The 20,294-nt window shown below is 63.4% G+C and carries 21 protein-coding genes and 1 tRNA gene; 10 read left to right on the forward strand and 12 right to left on the reverse strand.

Annotated elements, in window-relative coordinates; genetic code table 11:
* Positions 1-140: 140 nt before the first annotated feature.
* The 11 genes from NKH67_RS29465 to NKH67_RS29515 all read right to left on the reverse strand — a co-directional run bounded on the left by NKH67_RS29465 (position 141) and on the right by NKH67_RS29515 (position 11,987).
* On the reverse strand, positions 141-1,472 hold the full coding sequence (locus NKH67_RS29465; RefSeq protein WP_023722897.1) for an ABC transporter substrate-binding protein: 1,332 nt from the start codon (positions 1,470-1,472) through the stop codon (positions 141-143).
* Positions 1,473-1,521: 49 nt separating this feature from the next.
* The gene (locus tag NKH67_RS29470; RefSeq protein WP_023722896.1) at positions 1,522-2,559 is read right to left on the reverse strand and encodes a branched-chain amino acid ABC transporter permease; all 1,038 of its coding nucleotides are present in this window, start codon (positions 2,557-2,559) and stop codon (positions 1,522-1,524) included.
* A gap of 3 nt (positions 2,560-2,562) precedes the next feature.
* Positions 2,563-3,459 (reverse strand): branched-chain amino acid ABC transporter permease, encoded by an 897-nt coding sequence (locus NKH67_RS29475; RefSeq protein ID WP_352470168.1) that lies wholly within the window; start codon positions 3,457-3,459, stop codon positions 2,563-2,565.
* Entirely contained in the window at positions 3,459-4,361 is a 903-nt protein-coding gene (locus NKH67_RS29480; protein WP_352470167.1) for an ABC transporter ATP-binding protein, read from the reverse strand. The genes NKH67_RS29475 and NKH67_RS29480 overlap by 1 nt, the downstream gene beginning before the upstream one ends.
* A 55-nt stretch (positions 4,362-4,416) precedes the next feature.
* On the reverse strand, positions 4,417-5,517 hold the full coding sequence (gene sfnG, locus NKH67_RS29485) for a dimethylsulfone monooxygenase SfnG (RefSeq protein WP_352470165.1): 1,101 nt from the start codon (positions 5,515-5,517) through the stop codon (positions 4,417-4,419).
* Positions 5,518-5,546: 29 nt separating this feature from the next.
* Positions 5,547-6,116: an FMN reductase gene (msuE, locus tag NKH67_RS29490; RefSeq protein ID WP_352470164.1), complete on the reverse strand. Its 570-nt coding sequence runs from the start codon at positions 6,114-6,116 to the stop codon at positions 5,547-5,549.
* A 199-nt stretch (positions 6,117-6,315) separates the two neighbouring features.
* Positions 6,316-7,203: an ABC transporter permease gene (locus NKH67_RS29495; protein WP_352774736.1), complete on the reverse strand. Its 888-nt coding sequence runs from the start codon at positions 7,201-7,203 to the stop codon at positions 6,316-6,318.
* The gene (locus NKH67_RS29500; RefSeq protein ID WP_352470162.1) at positions 7,200-8,159 is read right to left on the reverse strand and encodes an ABC transporter permease; all 960 of its coding nucleotides are present in this window, start codon (positions 8,157-8,159) and stop codon (positions 7,200-7,202) included. Before NKH67_RS29500 ends, NKH67_RS29495 begins: the two co-directional genes overlap by 4 nt.
* 7 nt (positions 8,160-8,166) lie before the next feature.
* A complete protein-coding gene (locus NKH67_RS29505) occupies positions 8,167-9,804 on the reverse strand; it encodes an ABC transporter substrate-binding protein (protein ID WP_353032409.1) in 1,638 nt (545 codons plus the stop codon).
* A 33-nt stretch (positions 9,805-9,837) separates the two neighbouring features.
* Complete coding sequence (locus NKH67_RS29510) at positions 9,838-10,614, reverse strand: DUF427 domain-containing protein (protein ID WP_352541339.1); 777 nt, start codon at positions 10,612-10,614, stop codon at positions 9,838-9,840.
* A 14-nt stretch (positions 10,615-10,628) separates the two neighbouring features.
* Positions 10,629-11,987 carry an LLM class flavin-dependent oxidoreductase gene (locus tag NKH67_RS29515; protein WP_352813650.1) on the reverse strand — a complete coding sequence of 453 codons (1,359 nt, stop codon included), beginning with the start codon at positions 11,985-11,987 and terminating at the stop codon, positions 10,629-10,631.
* Positions 11,988-12,178: 191 nt separating this feature from the next.
* Here NKH67_RS29515 and NKH67_RS29520 point away from each other — a divergent pair, with 191 nt between their 5' ends.
* From NKH67_RS29520 to NKH67_RS29530, 3 genes are all read left to right on the forward strand, one after another.
* Positions 12,179-13,981: a dipeptide ABC transporter ATP-binding protein gene (locus NKH67_RS29520; protein ID WP_353032411.1), complete on the forward strand. Its 1,803-nt coding sequence runs from the start codon at positions 12,179-12,181 to the stop codon at positions 13,979-13,981.
* A gap of 295 nt (positions 13,982-14,276) precedes the next feature.
* The gene (locus NKH67_RS29525) at positions 14,277-14,504 is read left to right on the forward strand and encodes a hypothetical protein (RefSeq protein WP_352685308.1); all 228 of its coding nucleotides are present in this window, start codon (positions 14,277-14,279) and stop codon (positions 14,502-14,504) included.
* A gap of 66 nt (positions 14,505-14,570) precedes the next feature.
* Positions 14,571-14,909: a BRA0787 family protein gene (locus NKH67_RS29530; protein WP_352470155.1), complete on the forward strand. Its 339-nt coding sequence runs from the start codon at positions 14,571-14,573 to the stop codon at positions 14,907-14,909.
* A gap of 163 nt (positions 14,910-15,072) precedes the next feature.
* On the opposite strand, the gene NKH67_RS29535 is transcribed toward NKH67_RS29530, so the two are convergent.
* Positions 15,073-15,147 (reverse strand) — tRNA-Thr (locus NKH67_RS29535).
* Positions 15,148-15,307: 160 nt separating this feature from the next.
* Here NKH67_RS29535 and NKH67_RS29540 point away from each other — a divergent pair.
* The 7 genes from NKH67_RS29540 to infA all read left to right on the forward strand — a co-directional run bounded on the left by NKH67_RS29540 (position 15,308) and on the right by infA (position 20,287).
* Positions 15,308-15,538, forward strand: a complete 231-nt coding sequence (locus NKH67_RS29540) for a hypothetical protein (RefSeq protein WP_352685307.1) — start codon at positions 15,308-15,310, stop codon at positions 15,536-15,538.
* Positions 15,539-15,695: 157 nt separating this feature from the next.
* The gene (gene murA / locus NKH67_RS29545; RefSeq protein WP_023677408.1) at positions 15,696-16,988 is read left to right on the forward strand and encodes a UDP-N-acetylglucosamine 1-carboxyvinyltransferase; all 1,293 of its coding nucleotides are present in this window, start codon (positions 15,696-15,698) and stop codon (positions 16,986-16,988) included.
* 301 nt (positions 16,989-17,289) lie between these two features.
* The gene (locus NKH67_RS29550; RefSeq protein WP_352488277.1) at positions 17,290-17,724 is read left to right on the forward strand and encodes a DUF2948 family protein; all 435 of its coding nucleotides are present in this window, start codon (positions 17,290-17,292) and stop codon (positions 17,722-17,724) included.
* 4 nt (positions 17,725-17,728) lie between these two features.
* Complete coding sequence (gene hisD / locus NKH67_RS29555; RefSeq protein ID WP_352470152.1) at positions 17,729-19,021, forward strand: histidinol dehydrogenase; 1,293 nt, start codon at positions 17,729-17,731, stop codon at positions 19,019-19,021.
* A 2-nt stretch (positions 19,022-19,023) separates the two neighbouring features.
* Complete coding sequence (locus tag NKH67_RS29560; protein WP_352685306.1) at positions 19,024-19,509, forward strand: UPF0262 family protein; 486 nt, start codon at positions 19,024-19,026, stop codon at positions 19,507-19,509.
* The gene (locus tag NKH67_RS29565) at positions 19,497-19,979 is read left to right on the forward strand and encodes an arsenate-mycothiol transferase ArsC (protein ID WP_502893829.1); all 483 of its coding nucleotides are present in this window, start codon (positions 19,497-19,499) and stop codon (positions 19,977-19,979) included. Before NKH67_RS29560 ends, NKH67_RS29565 begins: the two co-directional genes overlap by 13 nt.
* Positions 19,980-20,068: 89 nt before the next feature.
* Positions 20,069-20,287: a translation initiation factor IF-1 gene (gene infA, locus NKH67_RS29570; RefSeq protein WP_006200926.1), complete on the forward strand. Its 219-nt coding sequence runs from the start codon at positions 20,069-20,071 to the stop codon at positions 20,285-20,287.
* Positions 20,288-20,294 lie beyond the last annotated feature (7 nt).

The raw sequence follows: 20,294 nt of genomic DNA on the forward strand, positions 1-20,294 counted from the left end.
CCCGGGGGGGGTGGCGCCGTTTTTCCCGGCCCCCCCCGCCCCCCCCCCACCGCTGGGTTTTTCCGGGCCGGCCCACCTTCCCCCCCCAAACCGCCTGAAACCCGGGCCCGCCCGGGGGCCGGCCCGCGAGTTGTTGGACTTCAGTTGCTGACCACTGCTTCGGCGTCTTCGGCCGTGCGGATCTTGATGCCCTTTTCCTTGGCATAGGCCTCGGACGACTTCTCGATGATCGGACGCAGCAGCTTCCAGTCGGGCGCAATCCAGTCGGAGACGACGTTCCACTTCTTGCCGTCCCACTGCTGGAAGGTCACGTAGCCGTCACCTTCGTGATTGTCCCAGGAGACGTTGATCGAGTGGAACAGGTCCTTGGCGCCCAGCGCCTCGACGCGTGCCGGATCGAGCTTGAGATGCTCGAAGCCCCAGCGGACTTCGTCGCCGGTGAGCGTGCGGTTGCCGAACTTGGTCTGCGCGATGCGGACCGCCTCGACATTGAGGATGCCGTTGACGATGCCGAGATTGTGGTAGACCGAGCCGATACGGCTCTTTTCCTCGAGATTGCCTTTGCCGGCGCCGTAGACCGTTTTGACGATCTCCTGGACTACCGGATACTGCTCGCCTGACGCCTGGGTGGTGATGGCCGTATAGCCCTTGGCGGCATCGCCGGCGGGGATCACATCCTCTTCCGAATTCGACCAGACATTGCCGACGATGTGATCGGCCGGGAAGCCGGTCTTCTGCGCGGTCTTGAGCGCAACCGGGTTCATCACGCCCCAGCCGCGCAGCACCACATAGTCCGGATGCTCGCGACGGATCGTCAGCCACTGCGCCTGCTGCTCGTTGCCTGGATGCGGAACCTCGATCTGCGACAGCTCGAAGCCGTATTTCTGCGACAGCAGCTCATAGATCGGAATCGTCTCCTTGCCATAGGGCGAGCCGTGATAGAGCACGACGATCTTCTTGCCCTTGAGCTTGTCGAGGCCACCTTCCTTGGAGGCGATATAGTTCACGATGCCCGAGGTCTCGCTGTAGGGATTGAGCAGCAGCGGGAAGACGTAAGGGAACACGCGTCCGTCCGTGGTGTCGGTGCGGCCGTGGTTGATGGTGATCAGCGGCACCTTGTCATCGGTGATGCGGTCGATCATGGCATAGGCGATGCCGACCGAAAGCGGGTTCCAGGCGGCGATGCCGGGATTGCTCTTCAATCGTTCATAGACCTCGACGCCCTTCTCGACCTCATACTGCGTCTCGCCCTCGCTCCAGGTCAGTTTGACGCCGTTGACGCCGCCGTCGCGGATGTTGATCAGGTTGAGATAGTCGATGAAGCCGCCGAAGAAGCCGGTGCCGCCGGCGGCATAAGGGCCGACGCGGTAGCTCTGCAGGGGAAAATACTGCTCGTCGGCGTGGACCGCCGTCGCGCCGAGGACGAAAGCCGTGGCGATCGCCGCTTTCTTGAGGTGACTGAAGAAGGTCATGGATTGCGTCTCCTGAGGTTGTGGTCCGTGAGAGGATGTCGAGCGGCGCTCAGCTGGACCTTGAGCCGATCCGTCGTTTCAGGCGGTCGAAGAGGGCCGACAGCCCGTTCGGTTCCGCGATGAGGAAGATGATGATGAGCGCGCCGAGCACGATGCGCTGGCTCATGTCGAGAACACCCGAATCGAACAGTCCGCCAAACAGGAAGGCGCCAAGCCGCGACAGGATGAGCGGAAAGATGACGATGAACGCCGCTCCCAGAAAGGCGCCGCGTATCGAGGCCAGCCCGCCGATGATGATGATGAACAGGATCTGGAACGAGCGGTCGAGATTGAAGCCGGCCGGCTCGACGGTGCGCAGATAGGTGAAGGCCCACAGCACCCCGGCGACGCCGATGATGAAGGACGAGATGGCGAACGCGAGCAGCTTGGTCTTCAGCACAGGGACGCCGATCACCCGCGCGGCGGTTTCGTTGTCGCGCACGGCGATGAAATTGCGGCCGGTCGCGCTGTTGACCAGGCGCCAGACGAGCGCCGTGAGCACGATGACCGTGGTCACCGAGAGCAGGTAGCGGCCCGTCGCCCTGTCGAGCGAGAAGCCCGCAACGGCAAGGTGCGGCGCCGAGATCACCCCGGAAGGGTTGTCGTTGGAGAACCACCCGAACTTGGTCAGCGCCCACTGCACGAAGAACTGAGCGGCGAGCGTTGAGACGGCGAGATAGAAGCCGCGCAGGCGCAGGCTCGGCAATCCGAACACGACGCCGATGCCGGCGGCTGAAATCCCGGCCAGGATCATGGTCGCAGCCAGCGGCAGTCCTTCGACCCGAAGGTTGAAATTGTAGGCGGCGAAAGCGCCGACCGCCATGAAGGCGGAGGAGCCCAGCGAAAGCTGGCCGCAATAGCCGGTCAAAAGGTTGAGGCCGACCGCCGCCAGGCTGAGCGCAAGGAACGGCAGCAGGATCGCCTCGACGAGATAGCTCGACGCATAGGCGGGGATCAGGCCGTAGGCCACGGCAATCAGGGCGACGGGCAGAGCTAACCTCTGCCAGTCGATGGGAAGCCTTGCGGCATCGAGCGCTTGCACGGCCATCGGTCAGACCCTTTCGACAGTCTTCTGGCCAAACAGGCCGGAGGGGCGCACCAGCAGGACGACCAGCGCCAGCGCATAGGCGAACCAGCCTTCGATGCCGCCACCGACAAAGGGTCCGAGGTAGACCTCGGCGAGCTTCTCGCTGGCGCCGATGATGAGGCCGCCGACGATGGCGCCGAGGATAGAATCGAAGCCGCCAAGCACCAGCACCGGCAGCGCCTTCAGCACGATCAGCGACAGCGAGAACTGGACGCCGAGGCGCGCGCCCCACAAAAGTCCCGCGACCAGTGCCACGAACCCCGCGGCCGTCCACACCGTCCCCCAGATCCGGGGCAGCCGCAGCCCGACGGCGAGCGCCGCGAACTGGTCGTCTGCGACGGCGCGAAACGCCAGGCCGATGCGGGTCCAATAGAAGAATGCGCTCAAGCCGGCGACCATCGCCGCGGCAATGCCTGCAGCAAGAAGATCGAACGACGATATCAAGATACCGCCGACCTCGAACGGCGTGTCGTCGATGCCGAGATCGAGCCCGTGCACCTGCGTGCCCCACACCAACTGGGCAGCGCCTTCAATGATGTAAGACAGGCCAAGCGTGGCCATGAACAGCGTCATCGGCGAGCGATTGACCAGCGGCCTCAGCACAGTTCGCTCGATGGTGAAGCCCAGCGCAACCATGACCGCGAGGGTAACGAGCAGCGAAAGCGCAAACGGGATGCCGCGTTCGACAAGGCTGACAAAGGTGAGTGCGGCGAACAGCACCATCGACCCTTGCGCGAAGTTCAGCACGCCCGACGTCTTGTAGATCAGCACGAAACCGATGGCGACGAGCGAATACATGACGCCTGAGAGCAAGCCACCGACCAGCACCTCGATGACGAAGAGGAAATCATAGTAGCTCATCAGATGCCCTCGCCATCTTCGCCTTCGGCGGTGCCGATATAGGCCCGGATCACCGCCGGATTGGCCCTGACCTCGGCCGGTGTCCCGTCGGCGATCTTGCGGCCGTAGTCGAGCACGGCGACGCGGTCGGAGAGTCCCATGACCACCCCGATGTCGTGTTCGATCAGGATGATGGTGACGTCGTGCCGGTCGCGCGCTGCGCGCACGAAACCGGCCATCTCGGCCTTCTCGGTCGCCGTCATGCCGGCCATCGGTTCGTCGAGCAGCAGGATCTTCGGCTCGGCGACAAGCGCGCGCGCCAGTTCGACCCGCTTCTGCAGGCCGTAGGGCAGCGTTGCGACCAGGCGATCGGCGACGGCCTCGAGATGCAGGAAGGCGATTGTCTGGTCGACCTTTTCAGCGATCGCGGCATCTTCGCGCCGGGCGCGCGGTAGACCGGCGATATGTTCGACAAAGCTGGCGCGCCGGGTGTGGACGCGGCCCGACGCGATGTTGTCGCGCACTGAAAGCCCACCGAACAGTGCCAGGTTCTGGAAGGTGCGCGCGACGCCGAGCCGTGCCAGACGGCTTGCCGACACCCGGGAGAAGGACTGGCCATCGATCGCGATCTTGCCCTGATCGGCGTGATAGAGGCCGCTGATGATGTTGATCAGCGAGGATTTGCCGGCGCCATTGGGACCGATCACAGCGCGGATCTCGCGGCTTTTGACCTCGAGGTCGACATCCCGCAGTGCCATGACGCCACCAAAAGAAATGCTGATCCCGCCCAGCGCCAGGATCGCATCAGCCTTTGGCGACAGGCGCGCCGGGCGCGTGTCCTCGACGGGACCAGCACCAGCAAGAATCCCGGAGATTTCGGGCGCGCGCTCGTATGCGGCGGCTCCCAGCGAAGCACCAATCATGAAACGTCCCTGATTTTGAAGGCGTGCGGGCGGCGGCCTGAAGGCCGCGCCTGTCCTATTCCGCGGCGACGAGCTCCCTGTCGCGCGCCGCTTCCAGTTCGCGCACCAGAGGGATGACGCGCTTGCCGAAGAACTCCACCTCTTCCTGGAAATGCAGGAAGCCGAGCAGGATCAGATCCGCGCCGGCATCCTTCAGCTTGAGGATGCGTTCGGCAATCTGTTCCGGCGTGCCGATGAGATTGCTGCGGAAGCCGTCATTGTATTGGACAAGATCCTCGAACGAGGATTTCGCCCAGTTACCCTCGCCTTCCGGCGAGGCCTTGCCGGCATTCTTGACCTGATCGGCGAAACCCTGCACCGCCTCCGGATTGGCCTTGGCGATGATCTCGTCGAGCACGATGCGCGCTTCTGCCTCGGTTTCGCGAGCGATGGCAAAGGCGTTGACGCCGATCTTGACCTTGTGGCCATTGGCCTTCGCCTTGGTCTTGATGTCGTCAACCTGCTTCTTGATCTCTTCCGGCGTGTTGCCGTTGGTGAAATACCAGTCGGAAACCCGCGCAGCCATGTCGCGCGCCGCGCGTGATGAGCCGCCCTGGAAGATCTCCGGCTGCGGATCGATCGGCTTCGGCTTCATCGAGTAGTTGGTAAAGCGATAGAAGTCGCCCTTCAGAGTGAAATTGTCCTCGGTCCAGATGCCGCGCAGCGCACGGATGAATTCCTCCGAGCGGCGATAGCGCTCGTCATGGTCGAGCCACAGCTCGCCGATGGCGGCGAACTCACCGCGGAACCAGCCGCTCACGACATTGACGGCGACACGGCCATTGGTCAGGTGATTGATGGTGGCTATCTGCTTGGCCGCCAGCGCTGGATTCCATGGGCCGGGCAGGATCGCCGCGATGACTTTCAGCGTTGTGGTGGCAGCGAGCAAGGCATGGCTGAACGAGACGGATTCGTGCTGGTTGTCGGCGCCATAGCCGGCCGTGAAGCGTATTTGGCTCAGCGCGTAGTCGAAGCCGTTGGCCTCGGCGATCTGGGCGAGCTTGCGGTTATAATCGATGTCCCAGCCTGTCCGCTGCTCGATGTTGGAGATGACAAGGCCGCCCGAAACGTTCGGGACCCAGTAGGCGAACTTCACGTTGTCGGAATTCGAGGTCATTTCGTTTCGTTTCCCCTTTTTGATTGGCTTCAACCGACGCGCGTGGCGACGGCAGCATTTGCATGACTGGAATTAAGCAAGGAAATCGCTTCGGTAGCGGCCCGTGAGATGCGCTCGATAATCGCCGCGCCGACGATCTTGGCATCGACGAAATCGTCGGGCGCGCCGTAGACATCGGTCGGGACGGTGACGGCCCCGAAAAAACCGAACAATGGCCGGAGCTGATGTTCGAGAACCAGGCCATGGTATGGACTTCCGCCGGTTGCCGCGAGAAGCACGGTCTTGCCCGTCAGTGCACGATGATCGACGAGGTCGAACAGGTGCTTGAGAGCGCCGGTGTAGGACGCCCGATAGACCGGCGTTCCGACCACGAGCAGGTCGGCCTTCTCGACACGCTGGATGATCGCTTCGCCAGACGCGCCGAGCGCACGACGAGACAGCCCGGCGAAAATCGAAGGCGCCGCCTCGGTGATTTCGATCAGGCCGGTGTCTGCCGGGACGCGCAAGGCGACTGCCTTGACCAGCGCGTTGACCACCGCGGTAGTGCGCGATGGTGTGCTTACGCCGCCGGATATTCCGAGAACCGATAGCCTTGCCAACTCGTCAATCTCCCGGACCCTGCATGCGCATCGGGTCATTTCCAAACCGGGGCAGACGATATTCGACAAAATCTATAGAGATAAGGAACTACGTTCCGATTTTTCGGCCTCGCGGAGAAAAATGCCGTTCTGCTAATGGACGTAGCAATGTCCGTATAGCGAGCAGACCGAAGCTCAGGCCATCAATACGGCTTCGCATTCATCCATCACCATTTTCAAACGCGCCTAAGCCTTGGGCAATTAGGTTCGTTGCCATGACCAGTGAAACGATCGCGCCGGAATTGAAAACGACGACCCACCATTTACCGCCGGTCAGGAAGCCGTAGCCGTCGGCGACGGCTAGCCCCCAATCGGCGGAAGGCGGCTGGATGCCGAGGCCCAGAAAACTCAGCGTCGCGATCGAAAAGAACGCGTAGCCCAGCCGAGTGACGAACTCGATGAGGATGGTCTCCCTGATGTTGGGCAATATCTCCAGGAACATGATGGCGAGCGCGCCTTCGCCGCCAAGCCGGGCGGCGCTGACATAGTCGCGCTGCTTCTGCTCGCGCACGGCGGCGCGGACGGTGCGCGCCACCAGCGGCGCATAGGCGATGCCGATCACCAGGACGACCGTCAGGTTCGACGGCCCGATCGCCACCAGCGTCATGGTGACGAGAACGATGAATGGAAACGCCATCAGTGTATCGAGCAACCGCGCGCCGATGGCATCGGTGAGGCCATCGAAATAGCCGAGCACCAGGCCGATGATGCTGCCGGCGGCAACGCCGACCAGCGTCGCCAGCGGCGCAACCAGCAGGATATCGCGCGATCCGACGATAATGCGGGACAGCACGTCGCGGCCGAGCTGATCGGTCCCGAACCAGTGCGAGGCATCGGGCGGCGTCAGCATCGCCAGAAAATCCTCGGCATAGGGATCATACGGAACGAAAAGATTGCCTGCTACCGCGCATACGACCCAGAACAGTAGCAGCAGCGTTCCGATCACGACCGATGGGGGCAGTCCGGAGAAGGCACTGCCGATCCTGCGCACCGCCGGAAAACCGGCCACGGCGCGCCGTGATGCGGGAAACTCCGTCAGATCCGTCATGGCGAGGTCCGACGGCGTTGCCGCGGATCGAGCAAGGCCAGCACGAAGTCGCCCGCCGCCGCCGAAAGAACAAAGATTGCCGCCATCACCAGCACCCCCGCTTCAAGCATCGGGAAATCTCGCGCCTTGGCCGCGTTCAGAACCAGATTGCCAAGTCCCTGGATGCCGAACAGCGCTTCGATCACAACCAGCCCGCCAAGCATGTATCCGGTCTGCGTCGCCAGCACCGCGATGGTCGGGGTCAGCGCATTGCGCAGCACGTGCCGAAGGATGATCTCGCGCCGCTCAAGCCCTTTCAGGACGGCGGTGCGTGTGTAGTCGGCGGCCATCGCCTCGATCACGCCGGCCCGCGTCATCCGGGCGATGTAGCCGGCAAGATTGAGCACCAGCGGCAGCGCCGGCAGGATCAGATAATAGCCTTGCGTCCAGAAGCCCGCGCTATCCGGCGCAACGCCTGAGATCGGGAACCAGTTCAGCCACAGGCCGAAAACGATGAGCAGCATCAGGCCGGACACAAAATCCGGGACGATGCCGAAGGAGACGCCCGCCATCACGATCAGCCGGTCGATGAGGCGGCCGGCGTTGAGACCGGCGATGACACCGCCGCCAACCCCGAGCGGAATGAGAAAGACCAAAATAATGCCGGCAAGGGATGCGGAGCGCTTCAGGCTCTCCAGCACGAATGGGGCCACCGGCGCGCGCATCGAAAGCGAGGTGCCGAAATCGCCTGACACCGCCTTGCTGAACCAGAGCCAATACTGGACGAGAACTGGCTGGTCGGCGCCCAGCCGCTTGTTCAGCTCCGCCACCGCCTGCGCGTCGGCAAACGGCCCGAGCATCACGCGGCCGACATCGCCGGGCAAAACCTGCCCGGCGAAGAAAACCAGGACACTGACAAGCCACAGCGTGAGGACGAGAGTGCCGACACGCGCTGACAGAATGCGGCCGGTCAGCATGTCGCGATCATGCCTGGACGAAGGAAACGCGATCGAGCAGCAGATGCGAGATTGCGGTGAAGCGCACGCCCTCGACCTTCGAGCTGACAATCCGGCTGTATTGCGAGAAGTAGCTGATGATCGCCGGCGTCTCGTCAAGCAAAAGCGTCTGGATCTTGCCGGCAGCAAGGCGCTGGGCATTGAGGTCACGCGCCTTCGAGTAGTCGAGCAGCAGCGCATCATAGCCGGGGTTGTTGAAATGCGCCGCGTTCCAGGCTCCCGTACTCTTCAGCGTGGCGTTGAGGAAGATGTCGGGCGTGCCGCGATGGCCGTAGTCGGTGATGCCGAGAACCGAATCCAGCCAAGGCGAGCTGCCGAAGGTCGCCGAGCCGTAATAGGCGTCCTGCGGCAGGACATTGAGCTTGACATCGATGCCGATCTTTTTGGCGAAGTTCTGGATGATCACCGCATAGTCGGGAATGTCATAGGCGCGTTCGGTGGTCAGCGTCACCTCGAAGCCGTTCGGCACGCCAGCCTCGCCAAGCAGCCGCTTGGCTTCCGTGATATCGTGCTTGCGCTGCGGCACCGACGGATCGGCCGAAGGGAAGATCGGCGCGAACGGGGTGTCGTTGCCGACGATGGCGCGGCCCTTCAGCAGCCCCTTGACCACCGCCTCGCGGTCGATGGTGAGTGCCAGCGCACGGCGGATGCGCTTGTCGGTGAACGGCGCCTGGTCGGTTCTGAGATGCACCTGGTCATGCGAGCTTGCCTGCACGCTGAGCAGCTTGAAGTTGGGGTTGCCCTCGATCGCCAGTTCCAACCGCGTCGTGCTGGGGATGACGTCGAGCTGGCCGGCCTGCAGCGCCAGCACCTGCGCCTGCTCGTCGTCGAAGAACTTGATCTCGATGCGGTCGGGAAGTGCCTTCTCGCCCCAGTAATCCGGATTGCGCACGAAGCTGGCGCCTTGCTTGGGACGGAAGGATTCGAGCTTGAACGGGCCGGTGCCGTTGAAATTTTTCTCGAAATCGCCGGCATAGTCGGCCGGCAGGATGACGGCGTTATAGACGTCGGAAGAGACATAGAAAGGGAAATTGCTGTTCGGACCGTCCAGATCGAAGGCGACCGTTTCGTCATCGACCAGCTTGGCGCCACCCTTGGACAGGATGCCCTTGTAGGCTGAGAGCGCCGACGAGCCGCTGGCGGGATCGACCAGCCGCTCGAAGCTCGCCACCACGTCCTTGGCGGTGACGGCGCGGCCATCGTGGAATTTCACCCCTTGCCGCAATTTGAAGGTCCAGCGGCTGGCTGTCTCGTCGGCCTCCCAGGACAAGGCGAGCTTCGGCTGGAGACCGTCCTTCGGATCGTCGAGGATCAGATATTCGCCGACCTGGCTGATCACCCCGATGCTGGCCGGATCGGTCACCGAAACCGGATCGATCGCCTTGGTCGGCTGACCGAGCCCGACACGAACCGTGCCGCCGGCGGCGGCCGCGGCGCGTGCGGCTCCGAACCCCTGCGAGGCGGCAAAGCCTGTCAGGCCGAGCAGTGCGGCGTATTTCAGGAGATCGCGGCGCTTGAGAAAGCCGCCCTGATATTCGTCGACGGCGACATTCCAGATGTCCCCCGACAGGCTGCGAAGTGCGTCGATATCCCTGCGTTTGGTCATGTTAAACCCTGCTTTGAAATGAAAATTGAAAACCTATGCGACGGGTTCGCCGTCGAGATGGATGCGGTCAACGGCCTGCGGATAGAAGGCGATGAGGCCTTTGATCTTCGGCATTTCGGCGATTGGTTCCCGGTAGCTCCAGGCGATGTCCGGGCGCACCGTTCCGTCGCTCAGCAGCCCCGACCAGTAGGAGGCGATGCCCTTGTAGGGACATCGCGTCGTTGTAACGGACGCCGTCAGCCGCTCCAGTCGGATGTCTTCCGCCGGCAGATAGAAACGCGTCGGCAGATGCGTCTCGAACAAAAGCACCGGGCGGTGACTGTCGGCGATCGGCTCGCCGTCGAACCAGACCTGCACATGGCTCGTGCTTTGCAGCACATCAATGCGCGCATAAGGGTCTCGCGCATGGACGAAGACCTCTTCGTCCTCCTCGAACCATTGGTCGACGGCCTTCCAGGTGAAGGCGATCCGCCCGGCCAGGGACGCCAGCGCTTCGTCCGGCGGCGAGATGAACGCCCACGCCGCGTTGGCACTGCGCCTGTCGCCGCTGTCGATATCCCAATAGGCCGTCTCGCCACCGACTGGATGCGGTTCGCGATGCAGCGAGGGCTTCAGCACCGACGGGTCTACCGCTGACGGCGGGAAGAAATAGATCGGCAGGAAATGGTTGGAGCGCAGCACCAGCACGTTGCGGCTGTCGGCGATCGTGCGGCCGCCGAATTTGACGCGCACACGCTTGGGACTGTGCAGGACATTGACGAGCTGCGGCGCGGTGGCTTCGCGAGGCTGCAATCTTGGCGCGACGGTCATGATCGTTCTCCCGGTCAGGACACGGCGCGTGCGTTGTCGCGCTGCTCGGCGAAGCGGTTTGCCGGCCGCGCCAGACCGAAGCGGTCGCGCAGCGTTCCCGGCGCGTATTCGGTCGGGAACACGCCGCGGCGCTGCAGCTCCGGCACCACCTGTTCGGCGAAATTCACCCAGTCCTCGGGCAGCAGCGGGAACATCAGGTTGAAGCCGTCGGCGGCGCCTGAAACGAACCAGTCCTGCAACTGGTCGGCGATCTGTTTGGGCGTGCCGGCGACGGTCGGCACCGAACCGCTGTTGGCGAGCTTGCGGGCGATGTCGCGTAGGCTGAGATTCTGCTTCGACCATTCCTTGACCCGGTTGAGCGATGTCCGTCCGCCATTGAAGGTGCTCTCGTCCGGCAGCGGCGGCAGCGGCCCGTCTGGCGGATAGACGGAGAGATCGATGCCGCTCCAGCTGGACAGAAGGTCGATGCCGACCTGATCGGGCAACAGGGTCTGGAGGTATTCCTGTTTTTCGCGGCCTTCCGCCTCGGAAGCGGCGACAATCGGCAGAATGCCCGGCAGGATCTTGAAGCTCTCCGGCCGCCTGCCATAGCGGGCGAGGCGCTCGTTGATGTCCTGCCGGTATTTGATGCCGTCTTCCCTGGTGCTGTAGATGGCGAAATGCACGTCGGCCTGGGCGGCGGCGAAGTTCTTGCCGTCCTCGGACGAGCCGGCCTGGACGATCAGCGGGTGGCCCTGCGGCGGCCGCGAGACGTTGAGCGGCCCGCGCACCTTGAAGTGCTTGCCTTTGTGATCGATGGGGTGGACCTTGTCGGGATCGGCGAAATAGCCCGTCTCCTTGTCGATCAGCAGCGCCTCGTCTTCCCAGCTGTCCCAAAGCGCCTTGACGATATCGAGGAATTCGGCCGCGCGCTCATAGCGGAACGCATGTTCGATGTTGCCGTCGCGGCCGAAATTGCGCGCCTCCTCGTCCATGGCCGATGTGACGACGTTCCACGACGCCCTGCCCTTGCTGATATGGTCAAGCGAGGCGAACATGCGCGCAACATTGTAGGGCTCGCTGTACGAGCTCGACACCGTGGTGATCAGGCCGATGTGTTTGGTCACGCCGGCCAGTGCCGACAGCAGCGTCAATGGCTCAAGGCGGGCATTGGCGTAGTGGGCGACACCGCTCTTGACCGAATCCCAGATCGAAACGTGGTCGGCGACGAAGATGGTGTCGATCCTGGCCCGCTCGGCCGCTTGCACGAGATCACGGTAGAACTCGAAGTCCAGCACCTCCCGGCCCGGCGCCCGCGGATGGCGCCACGACATCCGATGATCGCCCTGCGGGTTGAAGAAAAATGCGCTGAGGATCATGTGGTCTCGAGCCATGCCGGTCTCCTTCCAGATCTGCTCCGGAGATTGTCGCACTGCTTCGGCAAGCGGCGACAATCGCTCTTGAGCCATGAAAGTTAGATTGCGCTCCGGCTTAATTCTAGTAATTTTATAGAGATAAAGCATTGCAAAAGTGGAAGCGATTGCCCTCGATCGCGACGCTGGAAGAAAGTGGTTTCAAGCTCCCAATGTCCTCCTCGGTTCTGAACGTCGACCAGCTTTCCATCGCCTATGACGGGCGCAATGGATCGCATCCCGCCGTCAGTGGCGTCTCCCTGCGCATAGGCGAAGGCGAAGCACTCGGCGTTGTCGGCGAGTCCGGATCGGGGAAAAGCTCGGTGGCGCTCGCCATCCTGCGCTATCTGCCGAAGAATGCCCGCATCGCGGCGTCAGCGCTGGAGTTCCAGGGCCGCGAAATCCGCGACCTCTCCGCCGAGCAGTTGCGCCAACTCAGGGGAAATCACATCGCCGCCGTCTACCAGCACCCGGGCGCGGCCCTCAACCCAAGCATGACGATCGGTCGCCAGATCACCGAGACGATCATGCGGCATCGCCCGGTGCGCCGTGACGAGGCGCGCGAGCGGGCCTGCGAACTGCTCGGGCGCGTTCGGGTGAGCCATCCGGAACGGGTGCTGGGGCTCTATCCACACGAACTCTCCGGCGGCATGCAGCAGCGCGCCAACATCGCCATCGCGATTGCGCTCGACCCGTCGCTGCTGGTGCTGGACGAGCCGACGACGGCGCTCGACGCCAGCGTCCAGTCCGAGATCATCGCCATCCTCTCCGGCCTGCGCAAGGACCACAAGACCAGCATTCTGCTGATCAGCCACGACATCAACATGATCCGCCGCTCCTGCGACCGGGTGGCGGTGATGCAGTCGGGAACCGTGGTCGAAAGCGGCGCCGCCGGCGATGTCTTCGACAACCCCTCTCACGCCTATACGAAGGCGCTGATCGCCTCGATCCCGGCGCTCAACTACACGAAGCGGAATGGAAGACTGGCGGAGGCGGACGGCCTGCCATCGCACTCGGCGGTCCAGAATGAAGAGGCCGGCGAGCGCAAAGAACGCCGAATCGCGATCGCCTGCAAAGGCATCAGCCATGCCTTCGGCAGCCAACCGGTGCTTAGCAATATCGATCTCGACATCGGCCACGGCGAGACCTTCGGGCTGATCGGCGAATCCGGTTCCGGCAAGTCTACGCTGGCAAGGATCGTCACCGGCCTACAGATGCCAGACGCCGGATCGGTCGAGCTGTTCGGCAGGACGGTCGCACCGCGCGTCGAGAAGAGAAGTATTGGCGAACGCCGCGATGTGCAGATGGTTTTCCAGTCGCCGGATCGCACGCTCAATCCGCGTAAGCGGATCGGCAGGATACTCGGCCGCCCGCTGCGCCGGCTCGCCGGCCTGCGCAGCAGTGAGATAAAGGCCCGCGTCAGCGATTTGCTGCAATCGGTTCGCCTTGCCGGCGCCACAGCCGAGCAGAAGTCGCGATCACTATCCGGCGGCCAGCGGCAACGGGCGGCCATCGCACGGGCCTTCGCCGGCGTGCCGAAGGTCGTCGTGCTCGACGAACCCACTTCGGCGCTCGACGTTTCCGTCCAGGCAACCGTTCTCAACCTGCTCAACGACCTGCAGCGCGACAAGGACACGACCTATCTGTTCATCAGCCACGATCTCAGGGTCGTGCGCTACATGGCCGACAGGATCGGCGTGCTGTACCGCGGCCGCCTGGTCGAAACCGGCTCATCCGACCAGATTTTTCACGGACCCAATCATCCCTATACCAAACTGCTGCTGGCGGCGTCTTCAGACGATGCAGCGCCGAAGATCATCTCTCAGGCCGACATCGCGGCGGGCCTGAGCCAGGGATGCGCCTTCGCCGGCCGTTGCTCGCTCGCTGTTGCCGATTGCTGGAAAGCCGAACCGCCCCTCAGCCAAGCTGGCGACGAGCACCTGATCGCATGTTGGCGGCTCGACCAAGGTTCATGAAGGACGGATCATCATTCTGAAGATCCGTCGCGCTCGCGAGGAAGGCGCGATGGAGCTGATCCCCGTCGCAAAGTGCCAAGAGACCGGGAGCTGCGGCCGTTCGAGGCGCGGATAGCAGGAAGCTTGGCGATCAAGCATCCACCGTAGTCACAGGCAAGCTCGCATGGTATTTCGTCAGAGGCTCGCTCCTTACAAGCCAATGTCTACAAGTTTGATAGACATTTGCTAAGAAGCCGGTCATACTGCCCGCTTCAAGTGCCTGACTTTTCGCCGTCCATGTTCGCAGGATCAGGAGATGACGATGACGCAGACATTTCTGGAAGCCGTTCCGGGCTGTATCAGGATCGTGATCGGCGCCCTTTTCCCGCCCATGGAGCTTTCACGTTATGCGCCCGACCAGGCGCAGGCGGACGACGCATCTGACTCCGAGGCGAAATTTCGCCGCTCAGGACGGGATGAAGCCTTCTATTGGGGCATCGGCACTTGCGGCTATTGGGTAGGCGCCCGTCGCATCCGGCCATAGACCAATCATCGAAATGCGGGGTTACCTGGCAGCATTGGCTGGCTGCCGCGATCCAGGAGGAGACCGATGACCACACGCCTTTTACCCGCACTGCATGAGGGCCATGCTCCGATTCATTTGCACGGAGCCTTCGACGATGCCTTGGAAGCTTACCAAACCTGGATTCCGGGAACGGACGAGCCGCACGTGGAATTTGAGGACCAGATGGTGCCGATCAGTTCGGTCTTCGGCCGCATGCGGACCTGCACCGATATTCTTCCTTGGCGCATCGAGGGCGATGTCCTAGAGGTTGTCGGCAATGCACTGGTTTTCGGCGGCGAAAAGGCGATCACTTACGCCGATGCCGCTCTGGTCCTTCGCGCTTTGTGCGTGAAGCGACTCCGGAGCGACGACGTCGGCAACTAACAGGCGACGCTGCGTAGGCTCCCGTCAAAGCCGGAGCCGGGCACAAGGGCAGCTCGGCTCCGTATCATTCAACCAGTATGCGTCGCGATCTGCCCTGATAGCCTCTATTTGCTCAGTCGGTCATGCGCGGCGATGGCCATAGCTCTGCATGGTGCGGATAGACTGGTGCTGCGAGAGAGGATTGAACTCTCGACCTCTCCCTTACCAAGGGAGTGCTCTACCACTGAGCTACCGCAGCCGCCGATGGCGGGGCTTCTGCCATATCGAACCGGCAAGCGCAAGGCCAAGACAAAGACGGGTTGAAAGGCCGCACCGGGCGATCGTTGCGGACATGGCCGTGCCACAATGTTGGCTATCCCTTTATATGCACCGGCGGGTCGCCGGCCGGGGGCAGAACGATGAACGGCAAGGCAGTTTCTCCGAACAAGGATGGATCACCGAAGAAGGATGGTTCAGCGAAAAAGGCCGGAACGGGCCGCAACGACCGGCTGGCCGAGCAGTTGCGCGCCAACCTGCAGAAGCGCAAGGCGCAATCGCGCTCACGAAGAGCCGGCGACGCCGACAAGCGGCGCGCTGGCGACGCCGATAAGCGGCCGGAGGGGCTGCAAGCGGTGATGAAAAAAGATTAACGCGAATCGGCTATGTTGGTCGCCGGTACTTTGGCCAAGTCGGCGTGGGCCAAAGTGGGGAGTAGCCTGTTTCTTGAACCAAGCCGGCCAATGGTCTAGATGGCCGCAACAGACTCAACCGATTTAAACCGGCCTTGGCGCCGAGGGGACGCTCTTCATGGATCGCATCAGAATTGTCGGCGGCAACAAGCTTGCCGGAAGCATTCCGATCTCGGGCGCGAAAAACGCTGCGCTGCCGCTGATGATCGCCGCGCTTTTGACCGATGACACGCTGACGCTGGAAAACGTGCCGCATCTGGCCGATGTCGAGCAGCTGATCCGCATCCTCGGCAATCACGGCGTCGACTATTCGGTCAATGGCCGCCGCGAAAAGCAGCAGGAAGGCTATTCGCGCACCATCACTTTCTCGGCCCGCAACATCGTCGACACGACGGCGCCTTACGAGCTGGTGTCGAAGATGCGGGCGTCGTTCTGGGTGATCGGCCCGCTGCTGGCCCGCATGGGCGAGGCCAAGGTGTCGCTGCCCGGCGGCTGCGCCATCGGCACACGGCCGGTTGACCTCTTCCTCGAAGGCCTGCAGGCACTGGGCGCCGATATCGACGTCGACACCGGCTACGTCATCGCCAAGACCAGGAACGGCCGGCTTGTCGGCAACCGTTATGTGTTCCCGAAAGTTTCGGTCGGCGCCACCCATGTGCTGATGATGGCGGCCTCGCTGGCCAAGGGCGAGACGGTGCTCGAAAACGCCGCGCGCGAGCCGGAGATCGTCAATCTCGCCGAATGCCTCAACGCCATGGGCGCGAAGATCTCGGGCGCCGGCACGGCGACCATCACCATCGACGGCGTCGAGGCGCTGTCGGGTGCTCGCGTCAGGGTGATCCCCGACCGCATCGAGACCGGCACCTATGCGATGGCGGTGGCGATGACCGGCGGCGACGTCGTGCTGGAAGGCGCGCGGCCCGACCTGTTGCAGACGGCGCTAGACATCATTTCGCAGACCGGCGCCGAGATCACGCAGACTAATTCCGGCATCCGCGTCAGGCGCAACGGCGCCGGCATTTCGCCGGTCGATGTGACGACGGCGCCCTTCCCGGCGTTCCCGACCGATCTTCAGGCGCAGTTCATGGGCCTGATGACGATGGCCAAGGGCAAGTCGCGCATCACCGAGACGATCTTCGAAAACCGCTTCATGCACGTCCAGGAACTCGCCCGGCTAGGCGCCCACATCACGCTGTCCGGCCAGACGGCGATCGTCGACGGCGTAGCGAAGCTGAAGGGCGCGCCGGTCATGGCGACCGATCTTCGGGCCTCGGTGTCGCTGGTCATTGCCGGCCTTGCAGCCGAAGGCGAAACCACGGTCAACCGCGTCTACCATCTCGACCGCGGCTTCGAGCGGCTGGAGGAAAAGCTGTCCGGCTGCGGCGCGGAGATCGAGCGCATTTCGGGGTGACCATAGCAGGCTCAGGTCGGCGCTACCCCTCATCCCCCTGCCGGGACCTTCTCCCCGTATAGGGACGGGGAGAAGGGACGCCTCGCGAAGGGTTTCGCCAATCTCCAGCGTTGCGGGAGGGTGCCGAGGTTGCGGCCAGCCCCTTCTCCCCGTCCCTATACGGGGAGAAGGTCCCGGCAGGGGGATGAGGGGCAGCGCTGACCGGGGCGATTGCCTGGACAAGACCTCCGGCGCGGTTGCACGAGCAGGAAAGACCGCCTAACAGAAGGTCGAATAATCAACTCGCAGGTGCGAATTCCGCATGAATGGCCTCAAGCTTGTCGCGCTCGACGATCAGGATCTGAGCATCATCTCGGCGCATGTCCAGGATGCTGTCATGAAGGTCAGCGATCTCGAATACCTGCCTTCGGTAAAGCGCTTCGTGCTGACCATGAACCGCTTCGTCTGGGAGGCGAAATCCGGCTTCTTCCGCCAGCACAATGAGCGGCGGCAGGCCGTGCTGCATTTCGACCGGGTGCTCGGCGCCAAGACCAGCGGCATTGCCCGCGACAAGCCGGACGAGGTGCTGTCACTGCTGGCGATCAGCTTTCTCGCGCTCGACAAACCGGCCGGCATCGTCGAGCTGATCTTTTCGGGCGGCGGCACGATCATGCTCGATGTCGAATGCATCGAGGCGCGGCTTGCCGATGTCGGCGGCGCCTGGGAAGCGACGTCGCGCCCGGTCCACAGGGTTTGAGCCGATGGCCATCACGCTTCGCCAGTCCGACGCCGATTTCGAGCAGCGCTTTGCCGCGTTCCTGCTGACCAAGCGGGAAGTCTCGGCCGATGTCGACGCCGTGGTGCGCGAGATCATTGCCAAGGTGCGTGCCGAGGGCGACGCGGCGCTGGTCGGGTACACGCAGAAATTCGGCGGCGGCGACCTGGCCAGGCTCGGCATCGCCGTCTCCAGGGACGACATTGCCAAGGCTTACGAGGCCGCCGATCCGCAGACGGTCGAGGCGCTGAAATTCGCGCGCGAGCGCATCCGCTCCCACCACCAGCGGCAGCTGCCGCAGGACGACCGCTACACCGATGCCGCCGGCGTCGAGCTCGGCTCGCGCTGGACGGCAATCGAGGCCGTCGGGCTCTACGTGCCGGGCGGCACGGCGAGCTATCCGAGCTCGGTGCTGATGAACGCGGTACCGGCCAAGGTCGCCGGCGTCGAGCGCATCGCCATGGTGGTGCCGGCCTCCGGCGGCGAGGTGCCGCCGCTGGTGCTTGTGGCAGCCGATCTTGCCGGTGTCTCCGAAATCTACCGCGTTGGTGGCGCCCAGGCGATCGCGGCCCTTGCCTATGGTACCGAAACGATAAAGCCCGTCGCCAAGATCGTCGGTCCCGGCAATGCCTATGTCGCGGCGGCCAAGCGCCAGGTGTTCGGCACGGTCGGCATCGACATGATCGCCGGGCCGTCGGAAGTGCTGGTTGTCGCCGACGGCAGCAACGATCCGGACTGGATCGCCGCCGACCTACTCGCCCAGGCCGAACACGATGTGTCGGCGCAGTCGATCTTGATCACCGACGACCGTGCCTTTGGCGCAGCGGTCGAACAGGCGGTGGAGCGGCAGTTGCAGAACCTGCCGCGCGGAGAAACGGCGGCGGCGAGCTGGCGCGATTTCGGCGCCGTCATCCTGGTGCCGACGATCGAGGCAGCACTGCCGCTGGTCGACCGCATCGCGGCCGAACATGTCGAGCTTGCCATCGACGACCCAGAGGCGTTCCTGGCGCGGATGCGCAATGCCGGTGCGGTGTTTCTCGGCCGCCACACGCCGGAAGCCATCGGCGACTATGTCGCCGGCTCCAATCACGTGCTGCCGACGGCGCGCTCGGCGCGCTTTTCGTCCGGGCTTTCGGTGCTCGATTTCGTCAAGCGCACTTCGATCCTGAAGCTCGGGCCGGAGCAGTTGCGGGCACTGGCGCCGGCGGCGATCACGCTCGCCAAGGCGGAAGGCCTCGATGCGCATGGACGCTCCGTCGCCATCCGGCTGAACATGTAGAAATGTCCGACTACGACCAAACCCGCGCCAGGCTGATCGATGTCGAGCTCGACGAGACGATCGGCCGCTCGACGCCCGATGTCGAGCATGAGCGGGCGGTGGCGATCTTCGACCTGATCGAGGAGAACCGCTTCCAGCCGGTCAATGACGACGGCGCCGGGCCATACCGGCTGAAACTGTCGCTGGCCGAGTCCCGGCTGGTGTTCGCGGTGACGCGCGAGGACGGCGCAGCCGTGGTCACCCACATCCTGTCGCTGACGCCGCTTCGGCGCATCGTCAAGGACTACTTCATGATCTGCGAAAGCTATTACGATGCCATCCGCACCGCGACGCCAAGCCATATCGAGGCGATAGACATGGGCCGGCGCGGCCTGCACAATGAAGGCTCGCAGAGGCTGATGGACCGGCTTGCCGGCAAGATCGAGATTGACTTCGACACGGCGCGCCGGCTGTTCACGCTGGTTTGCGTGCTGCACTGGCGAGGCTGAAACTGGCCGCCCCGCTGCCCCGCCAGATCCTGCCCCGCTCGATCCTGTTTGTCTGCGGCATGAACGCCGTGCGCTCGCCGATGGCCGAATTGCTGGCGCGCAAGGTGCTCCCGCCTACCACCTTCGTCGCCTCGGCGGGAGTGCGCGGCGGCGAACGCGATCCGTTCGTCGATGCCGTGCTGGCCGAAGAAGGGCTGTCGCTCGGCGAACGGCACCCGAGAACGATGGATGACCTCGAGGACGATTATTTCGACCTGATCGTCACGCTGGCGCCGGAAGCCCACCACATCGCGCTCGAACTCACCCGCTCGCTGGCCGTCGAGGTCGAATATTGGCCGATGCCCGACCCGACCGGCGTCAGCGGCACGCGCGAGCAGATCATGGCCGCCTACCGCGACGTGCGCGAGCGGCTGAAGGCGCGGATCGGCCGCCGTTTCCTCGGCAACGGGGCTGAAAACGCCGCGGATTAAGCATGTTCACAAGCGGGCGTTTATCATATAGGTTCCGCGCAACTTTCCGGCCGGGGCGCTGGAAGTACCCATCCAAGCAAAGGTATCGAATGCCGAAGGAAGAAGTCCTCGAGTTTCCGGGTGTCGTGACGGAACTGCTGCCCAACGCGATGTTCAGGGTCAAGCTCGAAAACGAACATGAAATCATCGCCCATACGGCCGGCCGCATGCGCAAGAACCGCATCCGCGTTTTGACCGGCGACAAGGTCCTGGTCGAGATGACGCCCTACGACCTGACCAAGGGCCGCATCACCTACCGCTTCAAGTAAGTTCAAG

The sequence above is a fragment of the Mesorhizobium sp. M0968 genome (assembly GCF_040319065.1).
GTDB lineage: Bacteria > Pseudomonadota > Alphaproteobacteria > Rhizobiales > Rhizobiaceae > Mesorhizobium.